Raw genomic sequence first — 23,947 nt, forward strand, 5'->3', positions numbered from 1 at the left:
CAGGACATCTCAGTGGGAATCGGAGGGGCGCGCCGTCTGCCGGCGCAGCGCCGCGGCATAGCCGCCGGCGCCGTATTCCAGGGTCCGTGCGACACGGCCGATGGTGGTGACGCTGACCTGGGTCAGGTCATGGATCTCGCGGTACGGCACGCCCTTGAGCAGCAGCGGCACCACCCGCCAGCGGTCCGCCATCGCCTCCAGCTCGGCCGGCGTGCACAGGTCCTGCAGGAACGCCGCCACTTCCTGCGGCTTGCCGAGCTGGGCCAGGGTGCGCGCCAACGCCTTGAACGAGGCGTCGCTGTCGCGGTCTTCTGCTGGGACGGGACGTTGTTTCATTGCGCTAATGTAATAGCACGCTATTACAAGGTCAAGTTTGCGCGGGCCGCGGCGGCCTGGCGTTCAGCCTCCGGGCCATCCTGTTGCGCGCTCTGGCGCCCTGTGCGTTGCCGCGATCCTGCCTCACACTGCGCACAGACGCCTCCTGTGGCGGATGGAAGGATCGCCCGGCGGCCGCTAGGATCGGCGATGACCGCCGCCGCTCTGGAGTACCGCATGCGCACTGCGTGTTTTGCCGCCCTTGCCCTGTGCATGGCGACGCCGGCGGCGGCGCAGCCGCCGCCGGCGCCTCCCACCCAGGGGGCCGCAAACGCCCACACCGCGGCCACTGTGGAGCAACTGCCGATCCGCTCCAGCACCCAGCTCGCCGCCTACCTGCGCGCCCATGCAGGCCAGCGCACGCCGCTGGACGCGCTCACGCCCGGCGCCCGCGAACGCTTCCTCGACGGTCTCGTGTTCGGCCGCAATGGCCTGGGTGGATTCGATACGCAGGACCTGCCGCAGTTGACCCGCACGCAGGGCCGGGCGCTGCTGGCGCTGTTCGGGGTCGAGCGCTACGCGGAAAGCTTGCCGCACTGGGCGACGCAACCGCGCGCCAACGAGCCCACCGCCGCGATCGGCGACCTGGAGCGTCGCTACAACGGCTACAACCGGAATCTGGACGGCCTCGGTCGCACTGGACGCGATCCCTGGCCCGCAGTGCGCAGCGCCCTGCCCGAAGCATTCGACCCCGCCGCCATCGCGCGATCGGACGCGACCGCGCTGGATCTTCTGTATCGGGCCGTCGTCGCGACCTACGCGCTGCGCCCCACCCCGGCGGGGCTGGACACGCAACTGCAGGTGTTGGCGCAGTTGCGGCGCCGCGGCCAGGCCAGCGCGGCGCAGGTGGACGACGCCGGCAACGCGCTGCTGCTCGCGCATCGTGTGGAAGACGCACGGCGCCTGCTGGCCGATGGCGGCAGCGCCGACTGGCCGCATTGGCTGCGCTTCGAGGACCGCCTGGGCGCGGCGGCGCAGGGGCCGACGCTGTGGTCGCTGGAACCCGATGGGCGCACGCTACACCGGCAGCGGATCGATCTGGGGCCACCGCAGATCCTGGTCACCGCCGGCTGCCATTTTGCCGCCGACGCAGCACGCGCCATCGCCGCCGATCCCGAACTGGGTCCGGCGTTCCGCCGCCATGCACTGTGGCTGACCCTGCCGCCCGGCAGCGAGGACCTGGAGGCGCTGCGCGCCTGGAACCAGGCGCAGCCGCAGACACCGCTGCATCCGCTCTACGACGTGGAGGAATGGCCACTGTTGCCGCGCGAGTGGCGCATGCCGACGTTCTTCCTGGTGCGCGACGGCAAGGTCGTCGCGCAAGTGCAGGGCTGGCCAGCGGACGATGGCGAGCAGCGGCGTGCACTCAAGGCGATGCTGCAGGGTGCCGGCCTGCTGTAGCCTGCGTTTTTGGGATCAACCGTGGCCGGGATCACCGGCCATGCAGGTCGCGGCTGAAGCCGCTCCCACGCAGATCTCGCACAGCGCGGCGGCCGTCGCCGGCCGCCGCCACCAGACTCAGGCCATCACCTTGGCCTGCTCCAGCTCCACCTGCAGCGTGCTGGCCAGTTCGTCGCGGGCGATCTCGAACTGCTGCTCGCGCAGCAGGTCCTTGACCGCGACCACCCCGCGCGCCAGTTCGTCGTCGCCGGCCAGCACCACAAAGCGGGTGCCGGCACGGGCCGCGTACTGGAACTGCTTGCCGATCTTCTTCGGCTCCATCTGCACTTCGGTGTTGATGCCGCCGGCGCGTAGGCGCCGCGCGATGTCCAGCGCGTCGTCCAGCTTGGCCTCGTCCATCAGCGCCACCATGGCCTGCACGCTGCTGGAGGCGATGCCGTCGATCAGGCCGGCCTCGCGCAACTGCCAGAACAGCCGGGTCAGGCCGATGGAGATGCCCACGCCGGGCAGTTTGGACTTGCTGTAGTGGCTGGCCAGGTCCTCGTAGCGGCCGCCCGAGCAGATCGAGCCGATCTGCGGGTAGTCGGTCAGCAAGGTCTCGTAGACGGTGCCGGTGTAGTAGTCCAGGCCGCGGGCGATGGAGAAATTGAGGCAGTACGCGGTCTCCGGCACGCCCAGCGCCTTGACCAGGGCCAGCACCTCGCGCAGTTCGGCCACGCCCTCGCGCAGGATCGCACTGGACGCCGCATCGGCCTCCAGCGCCTGCAGCCGCGCCAACGCATCGTCGTGGCCGCTGGAGCGCACCGCGACGAAGTCGAGGATGCGCTGCACCTGCTCGGCGGGAATGCCGAAGGCTTCGCCGGCCAGCGTCTCGCGCACGTAGTCGGCGCCACGCTTGTCCAGCTTGTCGACCTCGCGCAGCACCGCGAGCTGGCGCTCGCCCTCGGCCACGCCCAGGCTCTCGAAGAAACCGCGCATCAGCTTGCGGTTGTTCAACTGCACCGCGAAATCGCCGATGCCCAGCTCGGCGAACACCGCGTGGATCACCGCCAGCACCTCGGCGTCGTAACGGATGCTCAGCGCATCCTTGCCGATCACGTCGATGTCGCACTGGTAGAACTCGCGGAAGCGGCCGCGCTGGGCGCGTTCGCCGCGGTACACGCGCTGCATCTGGTAGCGCCGGAACGGGAAGCTCAGCTCGTGTTCGTGCTCGGCCACGTAGCGGGCCAGCGGCACGGTCAGGTCGAAGCGCAGCGCCAGCTCCGGCAGCCCGCCCTCGCCGCGCTCGGCCGCGGCATTGGCCAGCGCACCGGTGGACTGCACGAAGTACACCTGGCGCTCGGTCTCACCGCCGGACTTGGTCAGCAGCACGTCGGACAGCTCGAACACCGGCGTCTCCACCGGCAGGAACCCGAACCGCTCGTAATTGCGGCGGATGACGTCCAGCATGCGCTGGAACGCGATCTGCTCGCGTGGCAGCAATTCCATGATGCCGGGCGGCGTACGGGGCTTGATCACGTGCGGAACTCCTGCGATTCGGGGGCGAGCGGGACGCCAATTCTAGCCGCACCGGCCACGCGCGGCCGCATCGGCGTATCATTCGCCGGTGCCGAAGCCGCTGCCCCGCCCATGAACAGGCCTCCTTCCGGATTCGCCCTGCCCTACGCCGACGCGTCCGCCCCGCGCGAACCGCGCGGCAACGAATGCCTGCATTGCGCGGTCCGCCACCTGGCGATCTGCTCGGCGCTGGCCTGCGACGAGGTGCAGGCGCTGGAACGGGCCACGACCTCGCTGCACTACGCCGCCGGCGCCACTCTGGCGCGCACCGGCGAGGCACGACAGGCGGTCTACACCGTCACCGCCGGCGCGCTGCGCCTGGTCCGCACCCTTGCCGACGGACGCCGCCAGGTGGCCGGTTTCGTCCTGCCCGGCGACTACGTCGGCCTGAGCGAATCGGCCAGGCACCGCCACGATATCGAAGCCATCGCCGACAGCCGGGTGTGCCGGGTGCCGGTGGCGCAGATGCAGCAGTTGCGCACGCAGTTCCCGCACCTGGAGCGCAAGCTGCTGCAACGCGCCTGCCTGGAGCTGGATGCGGCGCAGGACGCGGCGCTGTCGCTGGCGCGGCTGCAGCCGGCCGAGAAACTGGCCGACTTCCTGCTCAAGCTGGCGGCCCGCGCGGCGCGCCAGGGCGATGCCGGCAACAAGGTGGTGCTGCCGATGGGCCGCGGCGACATCGCCGACCATCTCGGCCTGACCATGGAGACGGTCAGCCGTACCTTCACCAAGCTGCGCCAGCAGGGCCTGATCGCGCTGCCGCAACTGCATGTGGTGGAGATTCGCGACTTCGCCGCACTGCACCGGCTGGCGTCGGACGAAGACTGAGCGGACCGGCGTGGCGATTTTTTCGCCACGCGGCTCCAGGCACCGACGCCATGCGGTGCCTGGCCACTTATCCACAGGATTCCAGAGCAACGCTCCACATCGCGTGTGGACAACCGTGCAGCGCCCGCCGGCGGCCAACCGATCACCGGTTTGCCGCGGCGTGCAGCACTGCCGCACCGCCAGCTCTGAACGCTTCAGCCGGCCATCGCGGCGGCGACGCCCGACCGGGATAGACTGCGTGCGCAACACACCTGCGGCGCCGCCGCGGTGCCGGTGGGGGGGACCACTCGGAGGGCCAACATGGCCGTCGCCATCGAGATGCAACACGCCTCGCGCGCCTGCGTGATGCTGGACCGCGAGCGCGAACTGGAGTTCTGGAAGGCGCATCACGCACACAGCCCCTTCCATCAGCCCGGTTACACGTTCCACGACTACGAGCCGGCGCTGAAGCTGGCCTACGACGCCTACCTCAAGTACCACGGCCAGCGCGTGGAAGAGGTGGTCGCGCAATTGCGCGACGTGTTCCTGCGCGACCACCCGCGCTCGCGCCTGGACTGGCTGCAGGTCCGCGGCATCGTCCTGGCCGCCTGGCAGCGGTTGCAGCCGTCCGACTGAGCCGTCGGGCGCGCTCGCGCGCCGCGGCCTGCGCTGCTCAGCCGGCCAGCAGCCGCGCGCGCAGCGCCGCGTAGTCCGGCGCGATCGGCTCGGCCTGCGCCGGCCGCTGCAGCAGCGCCGCCAAGGCCGGCGGCACCGCCACCGGCTGCCCGATCAGCGGCTCCACCACCCCTTCGAACTTGGCCGGATGCGCGGTAGCCGCCACCGCCCAATCGCCGGCGTCCGCCTCCGCGCCCTCGGCACGCAGTTGCTGCAGCACGTGCAGCGCGGTGGCGGTGTGCGGGCAATGCACCTCGCCGTAGCGGCGGAAGCGCTCGCCGATGGTCTGGCGGATCTGCGTATCGTCCACCGAGTACGCCTGGAACTGGGTGCGCAGCGTGGCGTCGTCGCCCTGGTACAGCCAGCGCAGGCGCTCGACATTGCTCGGCGCGCCGACGTCCATCGCATTGGCCAGGGTCGCCACGCTGGGCTGCGGTGCGTAGTCGGCGCCGGCGAAGAAGTCCGGCAGCACGCGGTTGGCGTTGGTGGCCAGCACGATCCGGCCCAGCGGCACGCCCAGCGCGCGCGCCAGGATCGCGGCCAGCGCATTGCCCAGGTTGCCGGTGGGCACCACCAAATTCAGCGGCTGCGCATGCGCGGCATGGTGCTGCAGGGCTGCATGCGCGTAGTAGCTCATCTGCGGCAGCAAGCGCCCCAGGCTGATGCTGTTGGCCGAACTCAGCGGCGCCTGCGCCTGCAGGTCGGCGTCGTTCAGGGCCTGCTTCACCAGCGCCTGGCAATCGTCGAACGAGCCGGCCACGCGCAGCGCCTGGATGTTGTCGCCGAAGCAGCCGAGTTGGTGCGCCTGCCGCGGCGACACGCGCCCGTCCGGATACAGCACCACCACGCGCAGCCCGGGCTGGCGATGGAACGCGGCCGCGACCGCGGCCCCCGTATCGCCGGAGGTGGCGACGAGGATGGTCAACGGCGTTTCCGCACCCCGCCGCAGCCGGGTCAGGCAGGCGGCCAGGAAGCGCGCGCCGAAGTCCTTGAACGCAGCGGTCGGCCCATGGAACAGCTCCAGCGCGTGGTCGCCGGGCGTGGCCAGCGGCTGCAGCGGCGCGGCGAAGTCGAAGGCCTCCGCGCAGATGGCCGGCAGTTCCGCAGCCAGAGCGTCGCCATCGAAGAACGGCGCCAGCAGGTCCGCGGCGGTCTCGGCGAGGCTGGCACCGGCGCGCAGGTCGCGGGCGGTGGGCAGGCGCTCGGGGACGTACAGGCCGCCATCGGGGGCGAGCCCGGCGGCGATGGCCTGGCTGAGCGAGACGGCAGGAGCGGCGTTACGGGTGGAGATGAAGTTCATGGTGGTTCCGGTGGCAGGGGAATTCGGTCGCACTGGCATTTCTGGCTCTGGCTTTGGCTCTTGCGTTAGCTTTTGGCTCTTGCTCTTGCTTTGGCTGTTGCGCTTCTGCTTTACCGGGGGCCCCTCGGCGCGGCAGCCGCGGCGGGCGAATACCCGAAGGGCGACGCGCAGGATGCGCGTCGTTTTTCGCCGGCACATGGATGTGCCGTCGAAAAATGCCCGTCGTGGCTGCGGACCCGGAGCGCGTTAGCGCGGAGGGCGCGCTGCGGGGTGTGCTTTCTTTTGGTTACTTTTCTTTGCACAAGCAAAGAAAAGTGACTCGCCGACAGGCGAAAGCTGTTGCTGTTGCTTCAAGCTTTAGAGCTTTAACAGCAAAAGCATCAGCAACAGCAAAGGCTTTCGCCCTTGTGGGCGAGTTACTTTTCTTTGCTCGCGCAAAGAAAAGGTAACCAAAAGAAAGCGCGCCCTGCCTCGCGCCCTCCGCGCTGCGCGCTCCGGGTCCGCGTCCATCACGGGGATCCGCGGAAGGGGCATCCTGCCCCTGCCGCGGACGGCGTACATCCATGTACGCCGCCCTTCGGGTATTTCCCCGCGATGGCCGCCGCTTCGGAAGGGAACCCGGTACGGCAACAGCAACAGCAACAACAAAGCAAAAGCAAAGCAACGACCAGAGCAACAGCGACAGCGACAACAAAAGCAAATTCGAAATCGGCAACAGCAACAGCAACAGCAACGACACTAGCAACAGCGGCGCCGACAACGCACCGCTCTGATAAGTGGCTACAGCAACGCCGCACCCGGACACTGCAACGGCGACACCCAGTGCTGGCTACCAAAACCAGCGTCCGCAAAGGCCGCCTGCACCGCCGGTGCCGCGGCCTCGGCCTCGGCACGGCTGGCGAACCAGGCGAACACACTCGGACCAGCGCCGGAAATGCCCGCACCCATCGCCCCCGCCGCCAGCGCCGCCGCCTTGGCCGCGTCGAAGCCGACGATCAGCGGCGCGCGGCGCGGCTCGATCAGCACGTCGCGCAGGCCGGCGCGCACCAGGGACTCGTCGCCGGCATGACAGCCCGCCAGCACCAACGCCAGGTTCGCGCTCTGCGCCACGAACTCGCCGAGCCGGTACTCCCCGGCCAACGCCGCGCGCGCGTGGCGCGTCTCCAGCGTCGCGTCCGGGTGCACCAGCAGGCTGTGCCAGCCGCTCGGCACCGGCACCGGCACCAGCCGCTCCAGGGTCGACAACACTAGCCCGCCCAACAGCATCGGGCCGAGGTTGTCGCCGTGGCGGCTGCCGCTGGCCACCGCCTCGCCATCCAGCGCGTAGCCATACAGTCCATCGCGCGACAGCGGCGCGGCAAGCAAGGCATTGGCCGCCACCAGCGCGGCCACGCACGAGGCGGCCGAGCCGCCCATGCCGGAGCTGAGCGGGATGCCCTTGTCGATCTCCAGTTCGAAACCGAACGGCAGCGCCAACGCCTCGCGCAGCGACATCAACGCGGCACCGGCGGTGTTGCGTGCGGCCTCCAAGGGCAAGGCCACGGTGGTGCCACGGATCGCGGCAATACGCACCTCCGGCGCGTCGATGCGTCGCACCGTCACCGTGTCGCCGACACCTTCCACCGCATAGCCCAGCAGGTCGAAGCCCACCGCCACGTTGGCCACCGAGGCCGGCGCGAACGCGCGCGCCTGCGTCGGCAGCGCGGCCGTGCCGACGGCGCTCGCTGCCAGCGTCTGCATCCGGCTCACAGGCGCGCGCCCTCGCCCGCCGCGACCCGCAGCAGGTCGGCGAACACGCCGGCGGCGGTCACTTCCGGGCCGGCGCCCGGCCCCTGCACCACCAGCGGATTGTTGCAGTAGCGGCGGGTGGTGAACTGCACCACGTTGTCGGTCAGGCGCAGGTTGGCGAAGGCATGGTCGGCCGGCAGTTCCACCAGGCCCACGCTGGGCGCATGGCCCGGCGCCAGCCGCGCCACGTAGCGCAGCACGCAGCCGCGCGCCCTGGCCGCCTGCAGGCGCTGCGCGAACACCGCATCGACCTCGTGCAGGCGCGCCATGAAATCGTCCACGCTGGCCTGGCGCAACGCTTCCGGCACCAGGCTTTCCACCGCCACGTCCTCCAGGCTCAGTTCGTGCCCTGCCTCGCGTGCCAGGATGACGAGTTTGCGCGCCACGTCGGTGCCGGACAGGTCGTCGCGCGGGTCCGGCTCGGTGTAGCCCATGCCGCGCGCCTCGGCCACCAGTTGCGCGAACGGCACGCTGCCGTCGTACTTGTTGAACAGCCAGGCCAGGGTGCCGGAGAAGATGCCTTCGATCGCGGTAACGGCGTCGCCGGTATCGACCAGGTCGCGCAAGGTGGTGATCACCGGCAGGCCGGCACCGACCGTGGCCTCGTAGCGGAAGCGCGCGCCGCTGGCGGCGGCCGCGGCGCGGATGGCGTGGAAGCGCGGCAGCGGCCCGGCGCCGGCCTGTTTGTTCGGGGTCACCACGTGGATGCCGGCGGCCAGCCAGCCGGCGTAGCGGTCGGCGACGTCGGCGCTGCCGCTGCAGTCGATGATCACCGCATGCGGCAGATGCGCCGACAGCAGGTGCGCGGTGAACGCGTCCAGGTCGGTCGGCTGCTGGCCGGCGGCCAGCGCCTGCCGCCAGTCGCCGGCGAAGGCGCGCGGCTCCAGGCGCATCGTGCTGCGCGAGGCGACCGCGCGCAGGCGCAGGTCGAGGTTGGCCTTGGCCAGCAGTTGCGGCTGCGCGGCGCGCAACTGGTCCAGCAGCGCCGCACCGACGTTGCCCGGCCCGATCACGCCGACCGAGAAGGTCTGCGGCGACAGCCAGAAGCCGGCATGCGCGGCGCGCAGCGCCTTGGTCGCGTGCGCGCTGTCGATGGCCACCGAGATGTTGCGCTCGGACGAGCCCTGCGCGATCGCCAGGATGTTGACCTGGGCGCGGCCCAACGACTCGAACAGCCGCGCGGCCACGCCGGGCTGCCCGGTCATGCCGTCGCCGACCGCGGCCAGCACGCTGATGCCGGTGGTCAACTGCACGCGCTGCACCTGGCCCACCACCAGTTCGTGGGCGAACGCGGAGAGCACCGCGTCGCGCGCACGTTCGGCCTCGTTCTGGCGCACCACGCAGCAGATGGAATGTTCGGACGACCCTTGCGAGATCATCACCACCGACACCCGCGCGTTGCGCAGTGCGGCGAACACGCGCTCGGCGGTGCCGGGCACGCCGATCAGGCCGGTGCCTTCGAGGTTGAGCACGGCCAGGTCCGGGCTCAGGGTCAGCCCCTTGATCGGGCCGCTGGTGGCGCTGCTGGCGGTGATGCGGGTGCCCGGGTGCTCGGGCTGGAAGGTGTTGCGGATGATGATCGGCAGGCCGCGCTCGATCGCTGGCGACATGGTCTGCGGGTGCACCACCTTGGCGCCGAAATAGGCCAGCTCGCAGGCTTCGTCGTAGCTGAGCGTTTCCAGTTGCACCGCTTCGGGCACGACCCGCGGGTCCGCCGAAAGCACGCCGTCGACGTCGGTCCAGATGTGCAGCTCGGCGGCGTCGAACAGCGCGGCGAAGATCGCGCCGGAGTAGTCGCTGCCGTTGCGGCCGAGGGTGGTGATGCGGCCAGCGCGGTCGCGGGCGACGAAGCCGGTGACCACGATGCGCGGCTGCGGGTGCTCCGCGCGCCATTGCGCCAGGCGCTGCGCGCTGGCGGACCAGTCCACGTCCACGCCCAGTTCGCCGCGGTCGACCACCAAGACCTCGCGCGCATCCAGCACCGCGCACTCCTCGCCCAACGCACGCAGGTGGTCGCCCAGCAACTGCGCCGAGTACACCTCGCCCAACCCCTGCACGCGGTCCAGCACTTCCCGCGGCAGTTCGCCGATCACCGCCAGCGCGACGAGGATCTCGGCCAGGTGCTCGAAGCGCGCGTCCAGCCATTCGACCGTGGCGCCGGCATGTTCGCCGAGCAAGGCCACGGCGGCGGCGCGATGGCGGGCACGGGTTTCGTGCCAGCGCTCGCGCCAGTCGCCGTGGCCGTGCGCGGCCAGTTCGGCCAGGCCGATCAACGCATCGGTGACGCCCTTCATCGCCGAGACGACGGTGACCTGGAGACGTTCCGGGCGCGCCAACAGCAGTTGCGCGACATGACGGTAGCGTTCGGCATCGGCCACCGAGGTGCCGCCAAACTTGTGCACGACAGTGGCGGCGGCGAGCGCGGGATCGACGGCGGAATCAGGCGAAGCGGCGACAGCAGGAGCGACGGCGGGGGGCGACATGGAAGACCTCGGAGTGGAGGCCCCGCTCGCATCAGGCTGAGGGATTCCCCCGCATCCTGATCCGGGTGCGGGGCCGTGGTGTTCGACGATCAGACGAAGACGACGGGCCGCACCGGGCGAATGGTGAGGGTGGTAATACCGGTGGTAATGCCCGCAGCAGCGCCCGCCGCGTGCCGAAGCGAGCGCGGAAGCGAGATGGCGATGGAGGCGAAGACCAGAGGCATGGACGCAAGAGGACATCATGCGCCGGGGCGCTGTCAAGCGCCGCGTGTGCAACCGCAGCATCGGCGCTGCGGCCCTGGCAAACGGTTGCAAAAGTGACTATCGCGCCAAGCCAGGAAACACCACGTTAAGGCCACCAAGCAGGGCGCGCCGGGCGACACGCAACGCCGTCCAAGCAGGCCTGAGCGTCGACACGCAGCGAACGCGCGACGCCGCCGGCGCCGCGCGTTTTGCGCAACCCTTACTGCTGCTTCTGATCGGTCGGCGGCTGCTGCTGCGGATCCGGGTTGGCAGGATCCTGGGGGGTCGTCGGGCTGGTCGGAGACGTCGTGGTCGGCGGTACGCCCTGCGACGCGTCCTGGCCCTGCATCGTGCCCTGCCCGGTCGCGGTGCCGCTGGCATCGCCGCTGGTGGTGCCGGCCGGGGCGGTGCTGCCGCCTGCCGGGCTGCCGTCGGCCGCTGCGGGCGGGTTGGCCGCATTCGGATCGGTGGCCGGTTGGTCGCCGTCGCGCTTGCAGGCCGCGAGCGCAGCCAGCATCGAACCGACCAGGACCATCTTCATTGCTGTTTTCATCTGTGACTCCTGCTTCGCATAGGGGTGGGAATCGCTGCGGGCGTGCCGGCAAGCCGGCGATCACGCCAGGCCCGAGGCGATCAGGACCGCCGATGCGCGGCGGCGATCGTCCCGCCGCACGGAGTTGCGGTCGGGACGCTTGTGGCGGACGTGGCAGAGGCGACTTCGTCCTCGTCGTCCATCGGCACTGCAATAACTAGAGTTCGCGGCGCGAATCGCCGCCAAGCGCAGTGGCCGACGGACGCAGCCTACGCAGGACGATGCTCAGGCCGCGTCGGTACAAGGTGTAGAGGACGTTATTGCAGACAGATCGGACACCGCGCGACTCACCATCGCGGCCGCTGCGCAGGAGGCATGGGCAGGCAGCGCGATGGCCGCTGGCGGCGGCGCGGCCGCGGCGGACGGCATGCACGAAATGGTGACCCCGGCGCGATTCGAACGCACGACCTGTCCCTTAGGAGGGGACCGCTCTATCCAGCTGAGCTACGGGGCCATTGGCCTGGCGGGGATTCTACGGCATTGCCCACGCGTTTTTTGCGCTCGCCAGCCGCCCCCGCCAGCGGCGGCGGCCGGATGCGTCCGGTCTGCTAAAATTGCCGGCTGCGCGTCCCGCGTCCCCCGCCTGCGGTCGCCTTCCCTGTCGCAACGAACCCAGGAGATTCCATGTCCGCTGACCTGCTCAAGGCGCTCGGCCTCGCCGCCACCAACTCCGGCACCTATCTCGGCAATGGCGAGTGGTCCAGCGCCACCGGCGCCGGCGTGCTGCAGCCGCTCAACCCGTCGAGCAACGACATCATCGCCGACGTCCAGGCCACCACCGAGCAGGACTACGAAACGGTGATCGCCCGCGCCCAGGCCGCGTTCAAGGTCTGGCGCACCACCCCGGCGCCGCGCCGCGGCGAAGCGGTGCGGCTGTGCGGCGAAGCGCTGCGCAAGCACAAGGACGCACTGGGCTCGCTGGTCGCGCTGGAAATGGGCAAGAGCAAGCCGGAAGGCGATGGCGAAGTGCAGGAGATGATCGACATCGCCGATTTCGCGGTCGGCCAGAGCCGCATGCTGTACGGCTACACCCTGCATTCGGAGCGCCCCGGCCACCGCATGTACGAGCAGTACCAGCCGCTGGGCCTGGTCGGCATCATCAGCGCGTTCAACTTCCCGGTCGCGGTGTGGAGCTGGAACGCGTTCCTGGCGGCGATCTGCGGCGACATCTGCATCTGGAAGCCGTCCAACAAGACCCCGCTGACCGCGATCGCGTCGATGAAGATCTGCAACGAGGCGCTGCGCGACGCCGGCTTCCCGGACATCTTCTTCCTGATCAACGACGCCGGCGTGGCCCTGTCCGAGCGCCTGGTCGAGGACACCCGCATCCCGCTGATCAGCTTCACCGGCTCCACCCAGGTCGGCCGCGTCGTCGCCGAGAAGTGCGCGCGCCGGCTGGGCCGCTGCCTGCTGGAGCTGGGCGGCAACAACGCGATCATCCTCGACGAGAGCGCCGACCTGAAGCTGGCGGTGCCCGGCATCGTGTTCGGCGCCGTCGGCACCGCCGGCCAGCGCTGCACCACCACGCGCCGGCTGATCGTGCACGAATCGATCTACGACACCGTGCTGGCCACCCTGGTCAAGGCCTACAAGCAGGTCGAAGGCAAGATCGGCGACCCCACCGACCCGGCCAACCTGATGGGCCCGCTGAACAGCCGCGGCGCGGTCGAGCAGTTCCTGGACTCGATCGCCAAGGCCAAGGCCGCCGGCGGCACCATCGAGACCGGCGGCACCGCGCTGGACCGCCCGGGCAACTTCGTGCTGCCGGCCATCGTCACCGGCCTGAAGAACAGCGACGAAGTGGTCCAGCACGAAACCTTCGCGCCGATCCTGTACGTGATGAAGTACAGCACCCTGGACGAGGCCATCGACATGCAGAACGGCGTGCCGCAGGGCCTGTCCTCGTCGATCTTCACCCAGAACCTGAAGGCGGCGGAGAAGTTCCTGTCCGCGGCCGGCAGCGACTGCGGCATCGCCAACGTCAACATCGGCACCTCCGGCGCCGAGATCGGCGGCGCCTTCGGCGGCGAGAAGGACACCGGCGGCGGCCGCGAGTCCGGTTCGGACGCGTGGAAGGTGTACATGCGCCGGCAGACCAACACGATCAACTACTCCGATTCGCTGCCGCTGGCGCAGGGCATCAAGTTCGATCTGTAACGCGGCGAGCGCGGCGGCCCGCACCCTGCGGCCGCCGCCCCTTTCCTTCTGCAAGGAGCGACAGCGATGAGTCAGGTGCGCGAGACCAATTCCCTGGCGGTGGTCAGCCTGGTCGCCGGGATCCTCGGCTGGACCCTGATGCCGGTGCTGGGCAGCCTCGGCGCGATCATCACCGGGCATCTGGCCCGGGCGGAGATCCGCCGCCAGCCGCAGCGCTTCCAGGGCGATGGCCTGGCGGTGGGCGGGCTGATCCTGGGCTGGGCCGCAGTGGTGCTGGCCGTGCTGGCGGTACTGGCCTTCGTGCTGTTCTTCGGCGGGCTGGCCTGGTTCGCCAGCACCCATTCGTGAGCCGGGACGCCGCCGCGCCGCGGGAACGCTTCAGCGACCGCGTCGCCGATTACGTGCGCTACCGCCCCAGCTATCCGGCGGCGCTGCTGGACTGGGTGCACGGCGAGCTGGGCGTGGCGCGCGATGCGCTGGTCGCCGACATCGGCGCCGGCACCGGCATTTCCACGCGCCTGTTCCTGCAGGCCGGGCATCCGGCCCTGGCCGTGGAGCCGAACGCGGCGATGCGCGAGGCCGCAATGGCGCTGCTGCAGGACCTGCCGGGCTTCCGCGCCATCGACGGCAGCGCCGAGGCCACCACCCTGGCCGATGCCAGCGTCGACCTGGTCAGCGCCGCGCAGGCCTTCCACTGGTTCGACCTGGAGGCGGTGCGCCGCGAATGGGCACGCGTGCTGCGTCCGGGCGGGTTGGCGCTGGTGTACTGGAACTCGCGCCTGCTCGACGCCACGCCGTTCCTGGAAGGCTACGAGCAGTTGCTGCTGGAGTACGGCACCGACTACAGCGCGGTGGCCGAGCGCTACCACGACGATGCCACCATGCAGCGCTGGTTCGGCGCCGGCCTGCGCGGCACCGCGCAGTTCCCCAACGCGCAGCGCATGGATTTCGAGGCGCTGCGCGGACGCCTGCTGTCCTCCTCCTACGCGCCGCTGCCCGGCCACCCGCGGCATGCGCCGATGCTGGACGCGTTGCGCGCGCTGTTCGACCGGCACCAGCGCGACGGCGTCGTCGCGTTCCATTACCGCACCCGCGCCTTCGCCGGGACGCTGAACTGAGCCACGCCATGTACTCCCTCGCCCGACCGTTCCTGTTCGCCTTCGATGCCGAGCGCGCCCACGCCCTGGGCCTGCGCGCGATCGAACTGGCCTACCGCACCGGCACCAATCCGTTGCTGGCGCGCACGATCGCACCGATGCCCACGCGCGCCTTCGGCCTGGAGTTTCCCAATCCGGTCGGACTGGCCGCGGGCCTGGACAAGAACGGCGAGCACATCGACGCGCTGCTGGCGCTGGGCTTCGGCTTCGTCGAGATCGGCACGGTCACCCCGCGCGCGCAGGCCGGCAATCCGCAGCCGCGCATGTTCCGGCTGCCGCGGCAGCAGGCGGTGATCAACCGCATGGGCTTCAACAACCTGGGCGTGGATGCGCTGGTGCGCAACGTCGAGCGCGCGCGGCGCCGGCGCGGCCTGCTCGGCATCAACATCGGCAAGAACAAGGACACCCCGAACGAGGACGCCGCGTCCGACTACCTGCATTGCCTGGAGAAGGTCTATGCGCTGTCCGACTACGTCACCGTCAACATCTCCTCGCCCAACACCGCCGGCCTGCGCGAGCTGCAGGAGGAACAGGCGCTGCGGCAGCTGATCGCGCGCCTGCGCGAGGCGCAGGAAGCGCTGGCGGCGCGCCACGGCAAGCGCGTGCCGATGCTGGTCAAGGTGGCGCCGGACCTGAGCGACAGCGACATCGACGCGGCGGCGCGGGTGCTGTCGGACCTGCAGGTGGACGGGGTGATCGCCACCAATACCACCGTCGCCCGCCCCGGCCTGGAACACGAACCGCTGGGCGGCGAAAGCGGCGGCCTGTCCGGCGCGCCGCTGCTGGGCCAGTCCACGCTGGTGCTGCGCCGCTTGCGCGCGCGCCTGCCCGAGAGCATCCCGCTGATCGGCGTCGGCGGCATCCTCTCCGGTGCCGACGCGGTGGCGAAGATGGCCGCCGGGGCCGCCCTGGTGCAGTGCTACAGCGGCCTGGTGTTCCGCGGGCCGGAGCTGATCGGCGAGTGCGTGGAGGCGATGCGCCGGCGCCGCGAAGCGCCCAGCCGCGGGGACGTGGTCGTCCCATGAGCACGACGGCCTGGTCGCTCACCGCGCAGGCGCCGCTGCAGGCGCTCAACACCTTCCACGTCGCCGCGCAGGCGCCGTGGCTGCTGCAGATCTTCGCGCCCGAGGCGCTGCCCGAGGCGCTGCTGGCGCCGGAGCTGGCCGGCGCCGCGCTGCTGCCGCTGGGCAGCGGCAGCAACATGCTGTTCGCCGGCGATGCGCCGGGCGTGGTGCTGTGCTTCGCCAACCGCAGCATCGACACCCTGGAGCACCGCGCCGACTACGCCATCGTCCGCGCCGGCGCCGGCGTGGGCTGGCACGAGCTGGTGATGTGGTCGCTGGTGCAAGGTTTGTCAGGCCTGGAGAACCTGGCGCTGATCCCCGGCACGGTCGGCGCCGCGCCGATCCAGAACATCGGCGCCTACGGCGCGCAGATGGGCGAGTTCGTGCACGTGGTCGAGGTCTACGACCGCGCCGACGCGCGCTTCGTGCGGCTGGACGCGGCCGCCTGCGAGTTCGGCTACCGCGACAGTCTGTTCAAGCGTCAGCCCGACCGCTACCTGATCGCCGCGGTGGAGTTCAACCTGCCGCGGCTGCATGCGCTGCGCCTGGACTACGCCGGCATCGGCGAGGAACTGCAGGCGATGGGCATCGCCACGCCCGGCGCGCCCGACGTGGCCCAGGCGGTGATCAACATCCGCCGGCGCAAGCTGCCCGACCCGGACGTGCTCGGCAACGCCGGCAGCTTCTTCAAGAACCCGCTGCTGCCGCTGGAACAGGCACTGGCGCTGCAGCACGAACACCCGGCACTGCCGGTGTTTCCCGGCGACGACGACAGCCAGCGCAAGCTGTCGGCGGCGTGGCTGATCGAGGCCTGCGGCTGGAAAGGCTACCGCGACGGCGACGCCGGCGTGTCCGCCGCGCACGCGCTGGTGCTGGTCAACCACGGCCAGGCCAGCGGTGCCGAGCTGCTGGAACTGGCGCGGCGCATCACCGCTTCGGTGAGCGAGCGCTTCGGCGTCATCCTGGAGCCGGAGCCGCGCATCGTCGGCGCACAGTGGTAGCCGCGCCCACGCCGCTGCGCGCGGCGCTGCTGATGCTGGCCAGTACGATGGCCTTCGGGCTGATGGTCGTCGCGATCCGGTTGGCCTCGGCGCAGCTGTCCACGCTGCAGATCGCCTTCTTCCGCAACCTGTTCGGCCTGCTGTTCCTGTTGCCGATGCTGCTGCGGCCGGGCCGGCCACTGCCACGCACCGCGCAACTGCCGCGTTACCTGCTGCGCACCGCGATCGGCCTGGTGTCGATGCTCGCCGGGTTCTGGGCGATCGGGCATCTGCCGCTGTCGCAGGCGATCGCACTGTCCTACTCCACCCCGCTGTTCGCGACCCTGGCCGCCGCCCTGTGGCTGGGCGAGACGGTGCGCCTGCGGCGCTGGCTGGCGGTGCTGTGCGGCTTCGTCGGGGTACTGCTGATCGTGCGTCCCGGCGCCGCCGCGTTCAGCCCCGGCACCCTGGTGGCGGTACTGGCCGCGGTAATGAGCGCCCTGGTCGCGATCCAGATCAAGCAACTGGCGCGGGTCGACGCCGCCAACACGGTGGTGTTCTACACCTACGCGTTCTGGGTGCCGATGTCGCTGCTGCCGGCGCTGTTCGTGTGGCGCTGGCCGCACGGCATCGACTGGCTGTGGCTGCTGGCCACCGGCCTGTTCGGCACCCTCGGCCAGTTGCTGTGGACGCATGCGCTGCGCCTCGGCGAGGTCTCCGCACTGACCCCGATCAGCTTCACCCAGCTGCCGCTGGTGGCGCTGTTCGGCTGGTGGCTGTTCGACGAGACGCCGGACGGCGGCACCGTGCTGGGCGCGCTGGTGATCCTCGGCGCCAACGCCTACATCGCCCACCGCGAGGCGGTGCTGGCACGGCGTGCGGCGCGCGCCGGGGCCGGCACGCCGCCGACCCTGGACGCCTAGCGGTGCGCGTAACGCCGCGTCGCGCCGCGGCGTCCCGACGATCGCCGACACAGGCACAGCGCGCGGTCGCCGCACGCGGCCGGTGCCGCTACCATCCTCGCGCACTCGACACGGCGGCAAGCGACTCACGATGAAGACGATCGGCATGATCGGCGGCATGAGCTGGGAATCCACCCTGCCCTATTACCGGCACATCAACGAGACCGTGCGCGCACAACGGGGCGGACTGCATTCGGCCAAGCTGCTGCTGCACAGCGTGGACTTCCACGAGATCGCGCAGTACCAGCGCGACGGCGACTGGGACGCGGCCGGTGCCGCGCTGGCGGCCTCGGCGCGCGCGCTGCAGGCCGGCGGCGCCGATTTCCTGGTGCTGTGCACCAACACCATGCACTGCGTCGCCGACGCGATCGCCGCCGCGGTCCCGTTGCCGCTGCTGCACATCGCCGATGCCACCGCCGATGCGTTGCAGGCCGCCGGCATCGTCCGCGTCGGCCTGCTCGGCACGCGCTTCACCATGGAGCAGGCGTTCTACCGCGAACGGCTGCAACGGCGCGGCTTCGACGTGCTGATCCCGGATGCGCCGGCGCGCGAGGACGTGCACCGCATCATCTACGAGGAACTGTGCCAGGGCGTGGTGCAGGCGCCGTCGCGGCTGCGCTACCGCGAGGTGATCGCAGGCCTGCAGGCGCAAGGCGCGGAGGCGGTGATCCTGGGCTGCACCGAGATCGGATTGCTGGTCGGCCCTGCCGACGCGGCGGTGCCGCTGTTCGACACGACCGCGCTGCACGCGCGAGCCGCCGCCCTGTACAGCCTGGCCTAGCGATGCGCAGCCAGGCCGCACATGCCGCCGCCAGCGTTCCGCGCGGCTGGACGCCGTTCCGGCTGAGCGCCCTGCTGGTGCTGGCGTTGCTGCTGTGGCCGGCGCTCGGCCGCTGCGCCGTCGCCATTCCGCCCTACACGCCGAACGTGGTCGACCCCGCCGGCACGCTCAGTGCGGACGACACCCAGCGGATCAACGCGGCACTGCAGCGCCTGCGCGAACGCCAGCACATCTGGGGCGCGGTCTACATCGTGCCGTCGCTGCAGGACGAACCGATCGAGGCTCTGGCCGAGCGCGCCTTCCGCACTTGGCGGCTCGGCCGGCAAGGCAGCGACAACGGCCTGCTGCTGGTGCTGGCGATGCAGGACCGACGTTCGCGCTTCGAAGTCGGCTACGGCCTGGAGGGCGCGCTGCCCGACGTGGTCGCCCGGCACGCGCTGGACGATTACCTGGCGCCGCGCCTGCGCCAGGGCGATACCGCCGATGCGATCGTCGCCGCGTTCGACTTCATGGGCCGCGCCGCCGCGCAGGATCCCGCCGCCGTCGCCGAACTGGCGCAAGCGGCCGACGACGGCATGCACTGGCAGCGCGGCGCCGTCGCCTGGGCGGGCCTGCTGGCGCTGGTGTGGCTGCTGCTGCCGCTGCGCCAGGCCTGGACCGGCTATCTGCGCAGGCGTCTGCTTCGGCGGCATCCGCGCCTGTCGGACAAGCCCGAGGAACTGGTCCAGGACACCGCGCGCGGCGGTTTCTGGGCGTGGTTCATCCGCCTGTTCCTGAGCGCCAACCCCGGCATCTTCGTGGTGCTGCTGTCGGCCAGGTCGATGACGATGACGGTGATCTTCCTGGCGCTGGAACTGCTGATCCTGGTACTGACCCTGGCCATCGCCGCGCAGCGCTACCGCTCGCCGCAGCGCTACAGCCGCTTCCTGCAGGCGCTCACACGGCGGCGCAACGCGCTGATCCGCAAGGGCCATATCGCCGAGACCGCGCCCGGCGTGTTCGCCTACACCGCCAGCTACCATGCCGCCCAAGCCGCCAGGGAGCGCGCCGCGGCCGAGTCCGCGGCATCGTCCTCATCCTCGTCGTCCTCCAGTTCCAGCAGCGACTCCTCCTCCGGCGGCGGCAGCTCCGGCGGCGGCGGCGCCAGTTCGAGCTGGTAGCGGAGACTGCAGCGAACGCTCGAGCAACATCAGCAGAGGAAATACTTTTCCCGTTTTACAAATAGTGAGTGGGCCGCTTTGCACTTACATAAAGCGCTGCCCGCACCATGAGGCGGAAGAAATCAATTCTCTCCATTGGACGGACGTTCGCGAACAGCAGCTTCGAACCTTTCAGGCTGAGGATTGCCATGCGCGAGCCAGTCACATCCGAAAACCGCCATTTGCGCCCTACCCAACTCTTCTGCAGTGGCCCCAATAAAGCCGCTTCCCGGCAAACCCGACTCCTGCTGTACGACTATCGCTGTGAGCGGGGGCAGCTGATTTAGCAAGCAATACGACTGAATAGGCTCAAGTAGCTGACCGAGACCCGCGCGATGTGCGCCCGTGAGTGCGGCCAACTGGGAGTAGGTTAAAGACTGGCGATGGCGTGCCGCCCACGCCAGCACTGCCCAAATCTGACACGCTCGCTCGGATCTGGTCATGTATTCATCCTTCGCAGGTTTTGGAGGCGACGGCACAGCGAGCGCCAGCAGTGTGGATTGGCCGCGTACTGGAAATCATGCCAACGCGCGCCGCGCGCGCCAGCGCGGCCGGCGCTCACCGCGGAACAGCAGCAGGTACAGCCCCACCACCCACACCAGCGCCGCGCTCCAGCCGCCGAGGATGTCCGAGGGGTAATGCACGCCCAGGTACACCCGCGACACCCCGACCAGCAGGGTGAAGCTGCCGGCCAGCCACAGTACCGGCCAGCGCCAGCGGGTGCGCCAGCTCAGCGCGATCAGCACCGCCGCCAGGGTCATCGAGCCCATCGCGTGGCCGCTGGGGAAACTGAAGGTGTGGTGCTCGGGCGCGATCGACTCCCACAGGCTGGGCCGGTCGCGCTGGAAGAACTGCTTGGCGCCCATGTTCAACAGCGCCGAGCCAATGAAGGACAACGCGGCGAACAGCGCCTCGCGCCAGCGGCGCAGGCCCAGCAGCACCAGCACGATCAAGGTATCCAGCGGGATCACGCCGTACTGATAGCCGACCTCGGTGACCACGGTGAAGAAGCGGTCCCAACCCGGGCTGGTCAGGCCGCGCATGCTCCACAGCAGCGGCTCGTCGAAATACAGGTCTTCCAGCGCATGCACTTCGTCGGCGAGGGCCACGAACACGCCCAATGGCAGCAGGACTCCGGCGAACAGCAGCACCACGCGCCAGGCATTGAGCCGCAGCCAGCGGCGCAGGCCGGCCGCTTCGGCGGCGGACTCACCCGGTGCGGCGGACATAGGTGCGTTCGACGTACTCGTCGATCAACGCCACGAACTCGTGGGCGATGTTCTCGCCACGCAGGGTCACCTTCTTCTCGCCGTCGATGAACACCGGCGCGGCCGGCGCTTCGCCGGTGCCCGGCAGCGAGATGCCGATGTTGGCGTGGCGCGACTCGCCCGGCCCGTTGACCACGCAGCCCATCACCGCCAGGGTCATGCTCTCGGCGCCGGGATGGGTCACCTTCCACTCCGGCATCTTCGCGCGGACGTGGTTCTGCACCACCTTGGCCAGCTCCTGGAAGAACTCGGAGGTGGTGCGGCCACAGCCCGGGCAGGCGGTGACCAGCGGAGTGAAGGCGCGCTGGCCGGTGGTCTGCAGCAGTTCCTGGGCGACGATCACTTCCTGCGTGCGCGACTGCCCCGGCTCCGGGGTCAGCGAGATGCGGATGGTGTCGCCGATGCCTTCCTGCAGCAGCACCGCCAGCGCCGCGCTGGAGGCGACGATGCCCTTGCTGCCGATGCCGGCCTCGGTCAGGCCCAGGTGCAGGGCGAAGTCCGAGCGCTGCGCCAGGTCGCGGTACACCGCGATCAGCTCCTGCACGCCGCTGACCTTGCAGCTGAGCACGATACGGTCGCGGCCCAGGCCCAGCTCCACCGCGCGCTCGGCCGAATCCAGCGCCGAGCGGATCAACGCCTCGCGCAGCACCCGGCCGGCATCCCACGGCACCTCGCGCCGCGAGTTCTCGTCCATCAGTTGCGCCGCCAGGGCCTGGTCCAGCGAACCCCAGTTGGCGCCGATGCGCACCGGCTTGTCGTATTTGAGCGCGAACTCGATCAGCTGCGCGAACTGGGTGTCCTTCTTCTTGCCGAAGCCGACGTTGCCGGGATTGATCCGGTACTTGGCCAGCGCCTCGGCACAGGCCGGCTCCGCCGCCAGCAGTTGGTGGCCGTTGTAGTGGAAGTCGCCGATCAGCGGCACCTCGATGCCCATCATCCGCAGCTTGTCGACGATGCGCGGGATCGCCGCGGCCGACTCGGGATTGTTGACGGTCAGGCGCACCAGTTCCGAGCCGGCGCGCCACAGTTCGGCCACCTGCTTGACCGAGGAGGCGACGTCGGCGGTGTCGGTATTGGTCATCGACTGCACCACCACCGGCTTGCCGCCGCCCATGGTGACGCCGCCGATGCGGACCGGCTGGGTGAGACGGCGCGCCCAGGGCGCGGCATCGGCGGGAGGCGTGGGGCGGCTGACGGCATCGTACATGCGCCCATTTTAGCCTGCGCGGCCGCTCCTGCCGCACGCGCCGGCACCGCCGATTCAGCCAGGCGGCACCGCTGCGACGGTTTGTCGCAGGCAGCCCCCGGGTCCAGCGCATACGATGCGCAGCATGGATTCCACCGACGCCTCCTTCCTGCGCACCCTGTGCAGCCTGCGCTGGCTGGCCACCGCCGGCCAGGCCGCGACGATCCTGGTGGCGACCTGGCCGCTGCAGTTGCCGCTGCCGCAGGCGCCGCTGTGGGCCGGCGTGGCCGTGCTGGCGCTGTTCAACCTGTACGCGCAGTTGCGCCTGCGCCATGCCGACTCGGCCGCGCCGGCCACCGCCTTCGGCCACATCCTGGTCGATGTGACCGTGCTGACCTGGATGGTCGGCTGGAGCGGCGGCATCGGCAACGCCTTCGGCTCGCTGTTCCTGGTGCTGATCGCGCTGGCGGTGCTGGCCCTGCCGCTGCGCTGGGCGCTGGCGGTGGCGCTGGCCTGCGTGGCCGGCTATGCGGTCAGCGCGCTGTTCGGCCTGCCGCTGCCGCACGGCCCCTACCAGGCGCTGGACCTGCAGCGCTGGGGCATGGCCGCCAACTTCCTGCTGTCCACCGTGGTCGTGCTGGTGTTCTCCACCCGCCTGGCGATGGCCATGCGCGAGCGCGAACGCGAGCTGGCGCTGCTGCGCGAGCGCTTCACCCGCAACGAGGGCATCGTCGCCCTGGCCACCCATGCCGCGTCGGTGGCGCACGAGCTGAACACGCCGCTGGCGACGATGACCCTGCTCACCGACGACATCGCCGAACAGAGCACCCAGCCGGAACTGCGCGAAGACCTGGACACCCTGCGCGAACTGCTGGTGCAGTGCCGCGAACGGGTGCTGGCGCTGGCCGCACCGGCGCAGCGCGCCGGCGGGCAGACGGTGTCGCTGGCGCAGGTACTGCACCAGTGGCAACTGGTGCGGCCGACCGTGCGGCTGCGCCGCAACGACGACGCGCCGCTGCAGTTGCGGATGGAAAGCGCCATCGGCCATCTGCTGCAGGTATTGCTGAACAACGCCGCCGACGCCGGCGAACGCGCCGGCCACCCACAGGTGGACCTGAATGTGCGGGTCACCGGCAGCGAACTGGTCGGCGAGGTGCGCGACTACGGCGGCGGCTTCGACGCCAACCAGGTCGGCCTGCCGGCCACCTTGTTCCGCAGCGGCAAGCCCGAGAGCATGGGCGTGGGCCTGGCGCTGTCGCATGCGACCATCGAACGCCTGGGCGGCGAGTTGTGGACCGAGCCGGCGCCGGACCACGGCGCCCGGGTCGGCTTCCGCCTGCCGCTGCTCGCCCTGGAGACCTCCGCATGAACACCGACACCCCGCTGGGCCTGCTGGTCGACGACGATCCGCTGTACCTGCGCACCCTGCAGCGCACCCTCGCCCGCCGCGGCCTGGAGACGCGCACCGCCGACAGCGCCGCCGCCGCACTGGCGCTGGCCGCCGAGGCGCCGCCGGACTACGCACTGATCGACCTCAAGCTCGGCGACGAATCCGGGCTGGCGCTGATCCAGCCGCTGCGCGCGATCCGCGCCGACATGCGCATCCTGCTGGTCACCGGCTACGCCAGCATCGCCACCGCGGTGGAGGCGATCAAGCTCGGCGCCGACGACTACCTGCCCAAGCCGGCCACGGTGCCGATGATCCTGCGCGCGATCGGCCTGGAGGCCGAGGAGGACGACGACGAGGACGGCAGCGACGTGCCGGACGCGATGACCCCGCTCAGCCGCCTGCAGTGGGAGCACATCCAGCAGGCCATGCACGAGACCGGCGGCAACGTCTCCGCCGCCGCGCGCCTGCTCGGCATGCACCGCCGCTCGCTGCAGCGCAAGCTGGCCAAGCGGCCCAGCCCGCAGCGCGATCCGCCACGCTGAGGCGGGCGGCGCGGCGGTGGCCTGAACCGCTCTTCCGGCC

General features: G+C 70.5%; 22 protein-coding genes and 1 tRNA gene. 14 read left to right on the forward strand and 9 right to left on the reverse strand.

What is annotated here, in order from left to right:
* Positions 1-9: 9 nt before the first annotated feature.
* Positions 10-336, reverse strand: a complete 327-nt coding sequence (locus tag RAB70_RS14630) for a YerC/YecD family TrpR-related protein (protein ID WP_017908286.1) — start codon at positions 334-336, stop codon at positions 10-12.
* Between the two features lie 189 nt (positions 337-525).
* Here RAB70_RS14630 and RAB70_RS14635 point away from each other — a divergent pair, with 189 nt between their 5' ends.
* The gene (locus RAB70_RS14635) at positions 526-1,776 is read left to right on the forward strand and encodes a hypothetical protein (RefSeq protein ID WP_249042239.1); all 1,251 of its coding nucleotides are present in this window, start codon (positions 526-528) and stop codon (positions 1,774-1,776) included.
* Positions 1,777-1,893: 117 nt separating this feature from the next.
* Here RAB70_RS14635 and hisS read toward each other — a convergent pair whose 3' ends face one another.
* The gene (gene hisS, locus RAB70_RS14640; RefSeq protein WP_148830379.1) at positions 1,894-3,294 is read right to left on the reverse strand and encodes a histidine--tRNA ligase; all 1,401 of its coding nucleotides are present in this window, start codon (positions 3,292-3,294) and stop codon (positions 1,894-1,896) included.
* A gap of 111 nt (positions 3,295-3,405) precedes the next feature.
* On the opposite strand from hisS, the gene RAB70_RS14645 reads away from it, so the two are divergent.
* Both RAB70_RS14645 and RAB70_RS14650 read left to right on the forward strand, forming a co-directional pair.
* On the forward strand, positions 3,406-4,161 hold the full coding sequence (locus RAB70_RS14645) for a Crp/Fnr family transcriptional regulator (RefSeq protein WP_017912245.1): 756 nt from the start codon (positions 3,406-3,408) through the stop codon (positions 4,159-4,161).
* A gap of 300 nt (positions 4,162-4,461) precedes the next feature.
* Positions 4,462-4,776, forward strand: a complete 315-nt coding sequence (locus RAB70_RS14650; protein WP_148830380.1) for a hypothetical protein — start codon at positions 4,462-4,464, stop codon at positions 4,774-4,776.
* A gap of 37 nt (positions 4,777-4,813) precedes the next feature.
* Here the strand turns inward: RAB70_RS14650 and thrC are convergent, their stop codons facing one another.
* Positions 4,814-6,115 (reverse strand): threonine synthase, encoded by a 1,302-nt coding sequence (thrC, locus tag RAB70_RS14655; protein WP_148830381.1) that lies wholly within the window; start codon positions 6,113-6,115, stop codon positions 4,814-4,816.
* A 563-nt stretch (positions 6,116-6,678) separates the two neighbouring features.
* On the opposite strand from thrC, the gene RAB70_RS14660 reads away from it, so the two are divergent.
* Positions 6,679-6,888, forward strand: a complete 210-nt coding sequence (locus RAB70_RS14660) for a hypothetical protein (RefSeq protein WP_170268141.1) — start codon at positions 6,679-6,681, stop codon at positions 6,886-6,888.
* Between the two features lie 7 nt (positions 6,889-6,895).
* Here RAB70_RS14660 and RAB70_RS14665 read toward each other — a convergent pair whose 3' ends face one another.
* From RAB70_RS14665 to RAB70_RS14680, 4 genes are all read right to left on the reverse strand, one after another.
* Positions 6,896-7,855, reverse strand: a complete 960-nt coding sequence (locus tag RAB70_RS14665) for a homoserine kinase (protein WP_170268142.1) — start codon at positions 7,853-7,855, stop codon at positions 6,896-6,898.
* A 5-nt stretch (positions 7,856-7,860) separates the two neighbouring features.
* Positions 7,861-10,386 carry a bifunctional aspartate kinase/homoserine dehydrogenase I gene (gene thrA, locus RAB70_RS14670; protein ID WP_408068840.1) on the reverse strand — a complete coding sequence of 842 codons (2,526 nt, stop codon included), beginning with the start codon at positions 10,384-10,386 and terminating at the stop codon, positions 7,861-7,863.
* Between the two features lie 463 nt (positions 10,387-10,849).
* Positions 10,850-11,182: a hypothetical protein gene (locus RAB70_RS14675; protein WP_225851595.1), complete on the reverse strand. Its 333-nt coding sequence runs from the start codon at positions 11,180-11,182 to the stop codon at positions 10,850-10,852.
* Positions 11,183-11,598: 416 nt separating this feature from the next.
* Positions 11,599-11,675 (reverse strand) — tRNA-Arg (locus RAB70_RS14680).
* Positions 11,676-11,845: 170 nt separating this feature from the next.
* Here RAB70_RS14680 and RAB70_RS14685 point away from each other — a divergent pair.
* The 8 genes from RAB70_RS14685 (at position 11,846) to RAB70_RS14720 (ending at position 19,482) form a co-directional block, all read left to right on the forward strand.
* Positions 11,846-13,378, forward strand: a complete 1,533-nt coding sequence (locus RAB70_RS14685; protein ID WP_017913404.1) for an aldehyde dehydrogenase family protein — start codon at positions 11,846-11,848, stop codon at positions 13,376-13,378.
* 66 nt (positions 13,379-13,444) lie between these two features.
* The gene (locus RAB70_RS14690; protein ID WP_148828458.1) at positions 13,445-13,726 is read left to right on the forward strand and encodes a DUF4190 domain-containing protein; all 282 of its coding nucleotides are present in this window, start codon (positions 13,445-13,447) and stop codon (positions 13,724-13,726) included.
* On the forward strand, positions 13,723-14,496 hold the full coding sequence (locus RAB70_RS14695; RefSeq protein ID WP_148828459.1) for a class I SAM-dependent methyltransferase: 774 nt from the start codon (positions 13,723-13,725) through the stop codon (positions 14,494-14,496). The genes RAB70_RS14690 and RAB70_RS14695 overlap by 4 nt, the downstream gene beginning before the upstream one ends.
* An 8-nt stretch (positions 14,497-14,504) precedes the next feature.
* Positions 14,505-15,560, forward strand: coding sequence for a quinone-dependent dihydroorotate dehydrogenase (locus RAB70_RS14700; RefSeq protein ID WP_148828460.1), 1,056 nt, complete (start codon positions 14,505-14,507; stop codon positions 15,558-15,560).
* Positions 15,557-16,600, forward strand: coding sequence for a UDP-N-acetylmuramate dehydrogenase (murB, locus tag RAB70_RS14705; RefSeq protein WP_148828461.1), 1,044 nt, complete (start codon positions 15,557-15,559; stop codon positions 16,598-16,600). The genes RAB70_RS14700 and murB overlap by 4 nt, the downstream gene beginning before the upstream one ends.
* 32 nt (positions 16,601-16,632) lie before the next feature.
* Positions 16,633-17,502, forward strand: a complete 870-nt coding sequence (locus tag RAB70_RS14710) for a DMT family transporter (RefSeq protein WP_051067887.1) — start codon at positions 16,633-16,635, stop codon at positions 17,500-17,502.
* Positions 17,503-17,632: 130 nt separating this feature from the next.
* Positions 17,633-18,322 carry an aspartate/glutamate racemase family protein gene (locus RAB70_RS14715; protein WP_017909988.1) on the forward strand — a complete coding sequence of 230 codons (690 nt, stop codon included), beginning with the start codon at positions 17,633-17,635 and terminating at the stop codon, positions 18,320-18,322.
* A 2-nt stretch (positions 18,323-18,324) separates the two neighbouring features.
* On the forward strand, positions 18,325-19,482 hold the full coding sequence (locus RAB70_RS14720; protein ID WP_148828462.1) for a YgcG family protein: 1,158 nt from the start codon (positions 18,325-18,327) through the stop codon (positions 19,480-19,482).
* 557 nt (positions 19,483-20,039) lie between these two features.
* Here the strand turns inward: RAB70_RS14720 and RAB70_RS14725 are convergent.
* Positions 20,040-20,750 carry a phosphatase PAP2 family protein gene (locus RAB70_RS14725; protein ID WP_148828463.1) on the reverse strand — a complete coding sequence of 237 codons (711 nt, stop codon included), beginning with the start codon at positions 20,748-20,750 and terminating at the stop codon, positions 20,040-20,042.
* Entirely contained in the window at positions 20,731-21,996 is a 1,266-nt protein-coding gene (gene ispG, locus RAB70_RS14730; RefSeq protein WP_017909991.1) for a flavodoxin-dependent (E)-4-hydroxy-3-methylbut-2-enyl-diphosphate synthase, read from the reverse strand. The genes RAB70_RS14725 and ispG overlap by 20 nt, the downstream gene beginning before the upstream one ends.
* Positions 21,997-22,120: 124 nt before the next feature.
* Between ispG and RAB70_RS14735 the strand changes: the two genes are divergently transcribed.
* Positions 22,121-23,344, forward strand: coding sequence for an ATP-binding protein (locus RAB70_RS14735; protein WP_043091040.1), 1,224 nt, complete (start codon positions 22,121-22,123; stop codon positions 23,342-23,344).
* Positions 23,341-23,907, forward strand: coding sequence for a response regulator transcription factor (locus RAB70_RS14740; protein ID WP_017909993.1), 567 nt, complete (start codon positions 23,341-23,343; stop codon positions 23,905-23,907). Before RAB70_RS14735 ends, RAB70_RS14740 begins: the two co-directional genes overlap by 4 nt.
* Positions 23,908-23,947: the final 40 nt, after the last annotated feature.

It is taken from the genome of Xanthomonas sontii (assembly GCF_040529055.1).
Lineage (GTDB): Bacteria > Pseudomonadota > Gammaproteobacteria > Xanthomonadales > Xanthomonadaceae > Xanthomonas_A > Xanthomonas_A sontii.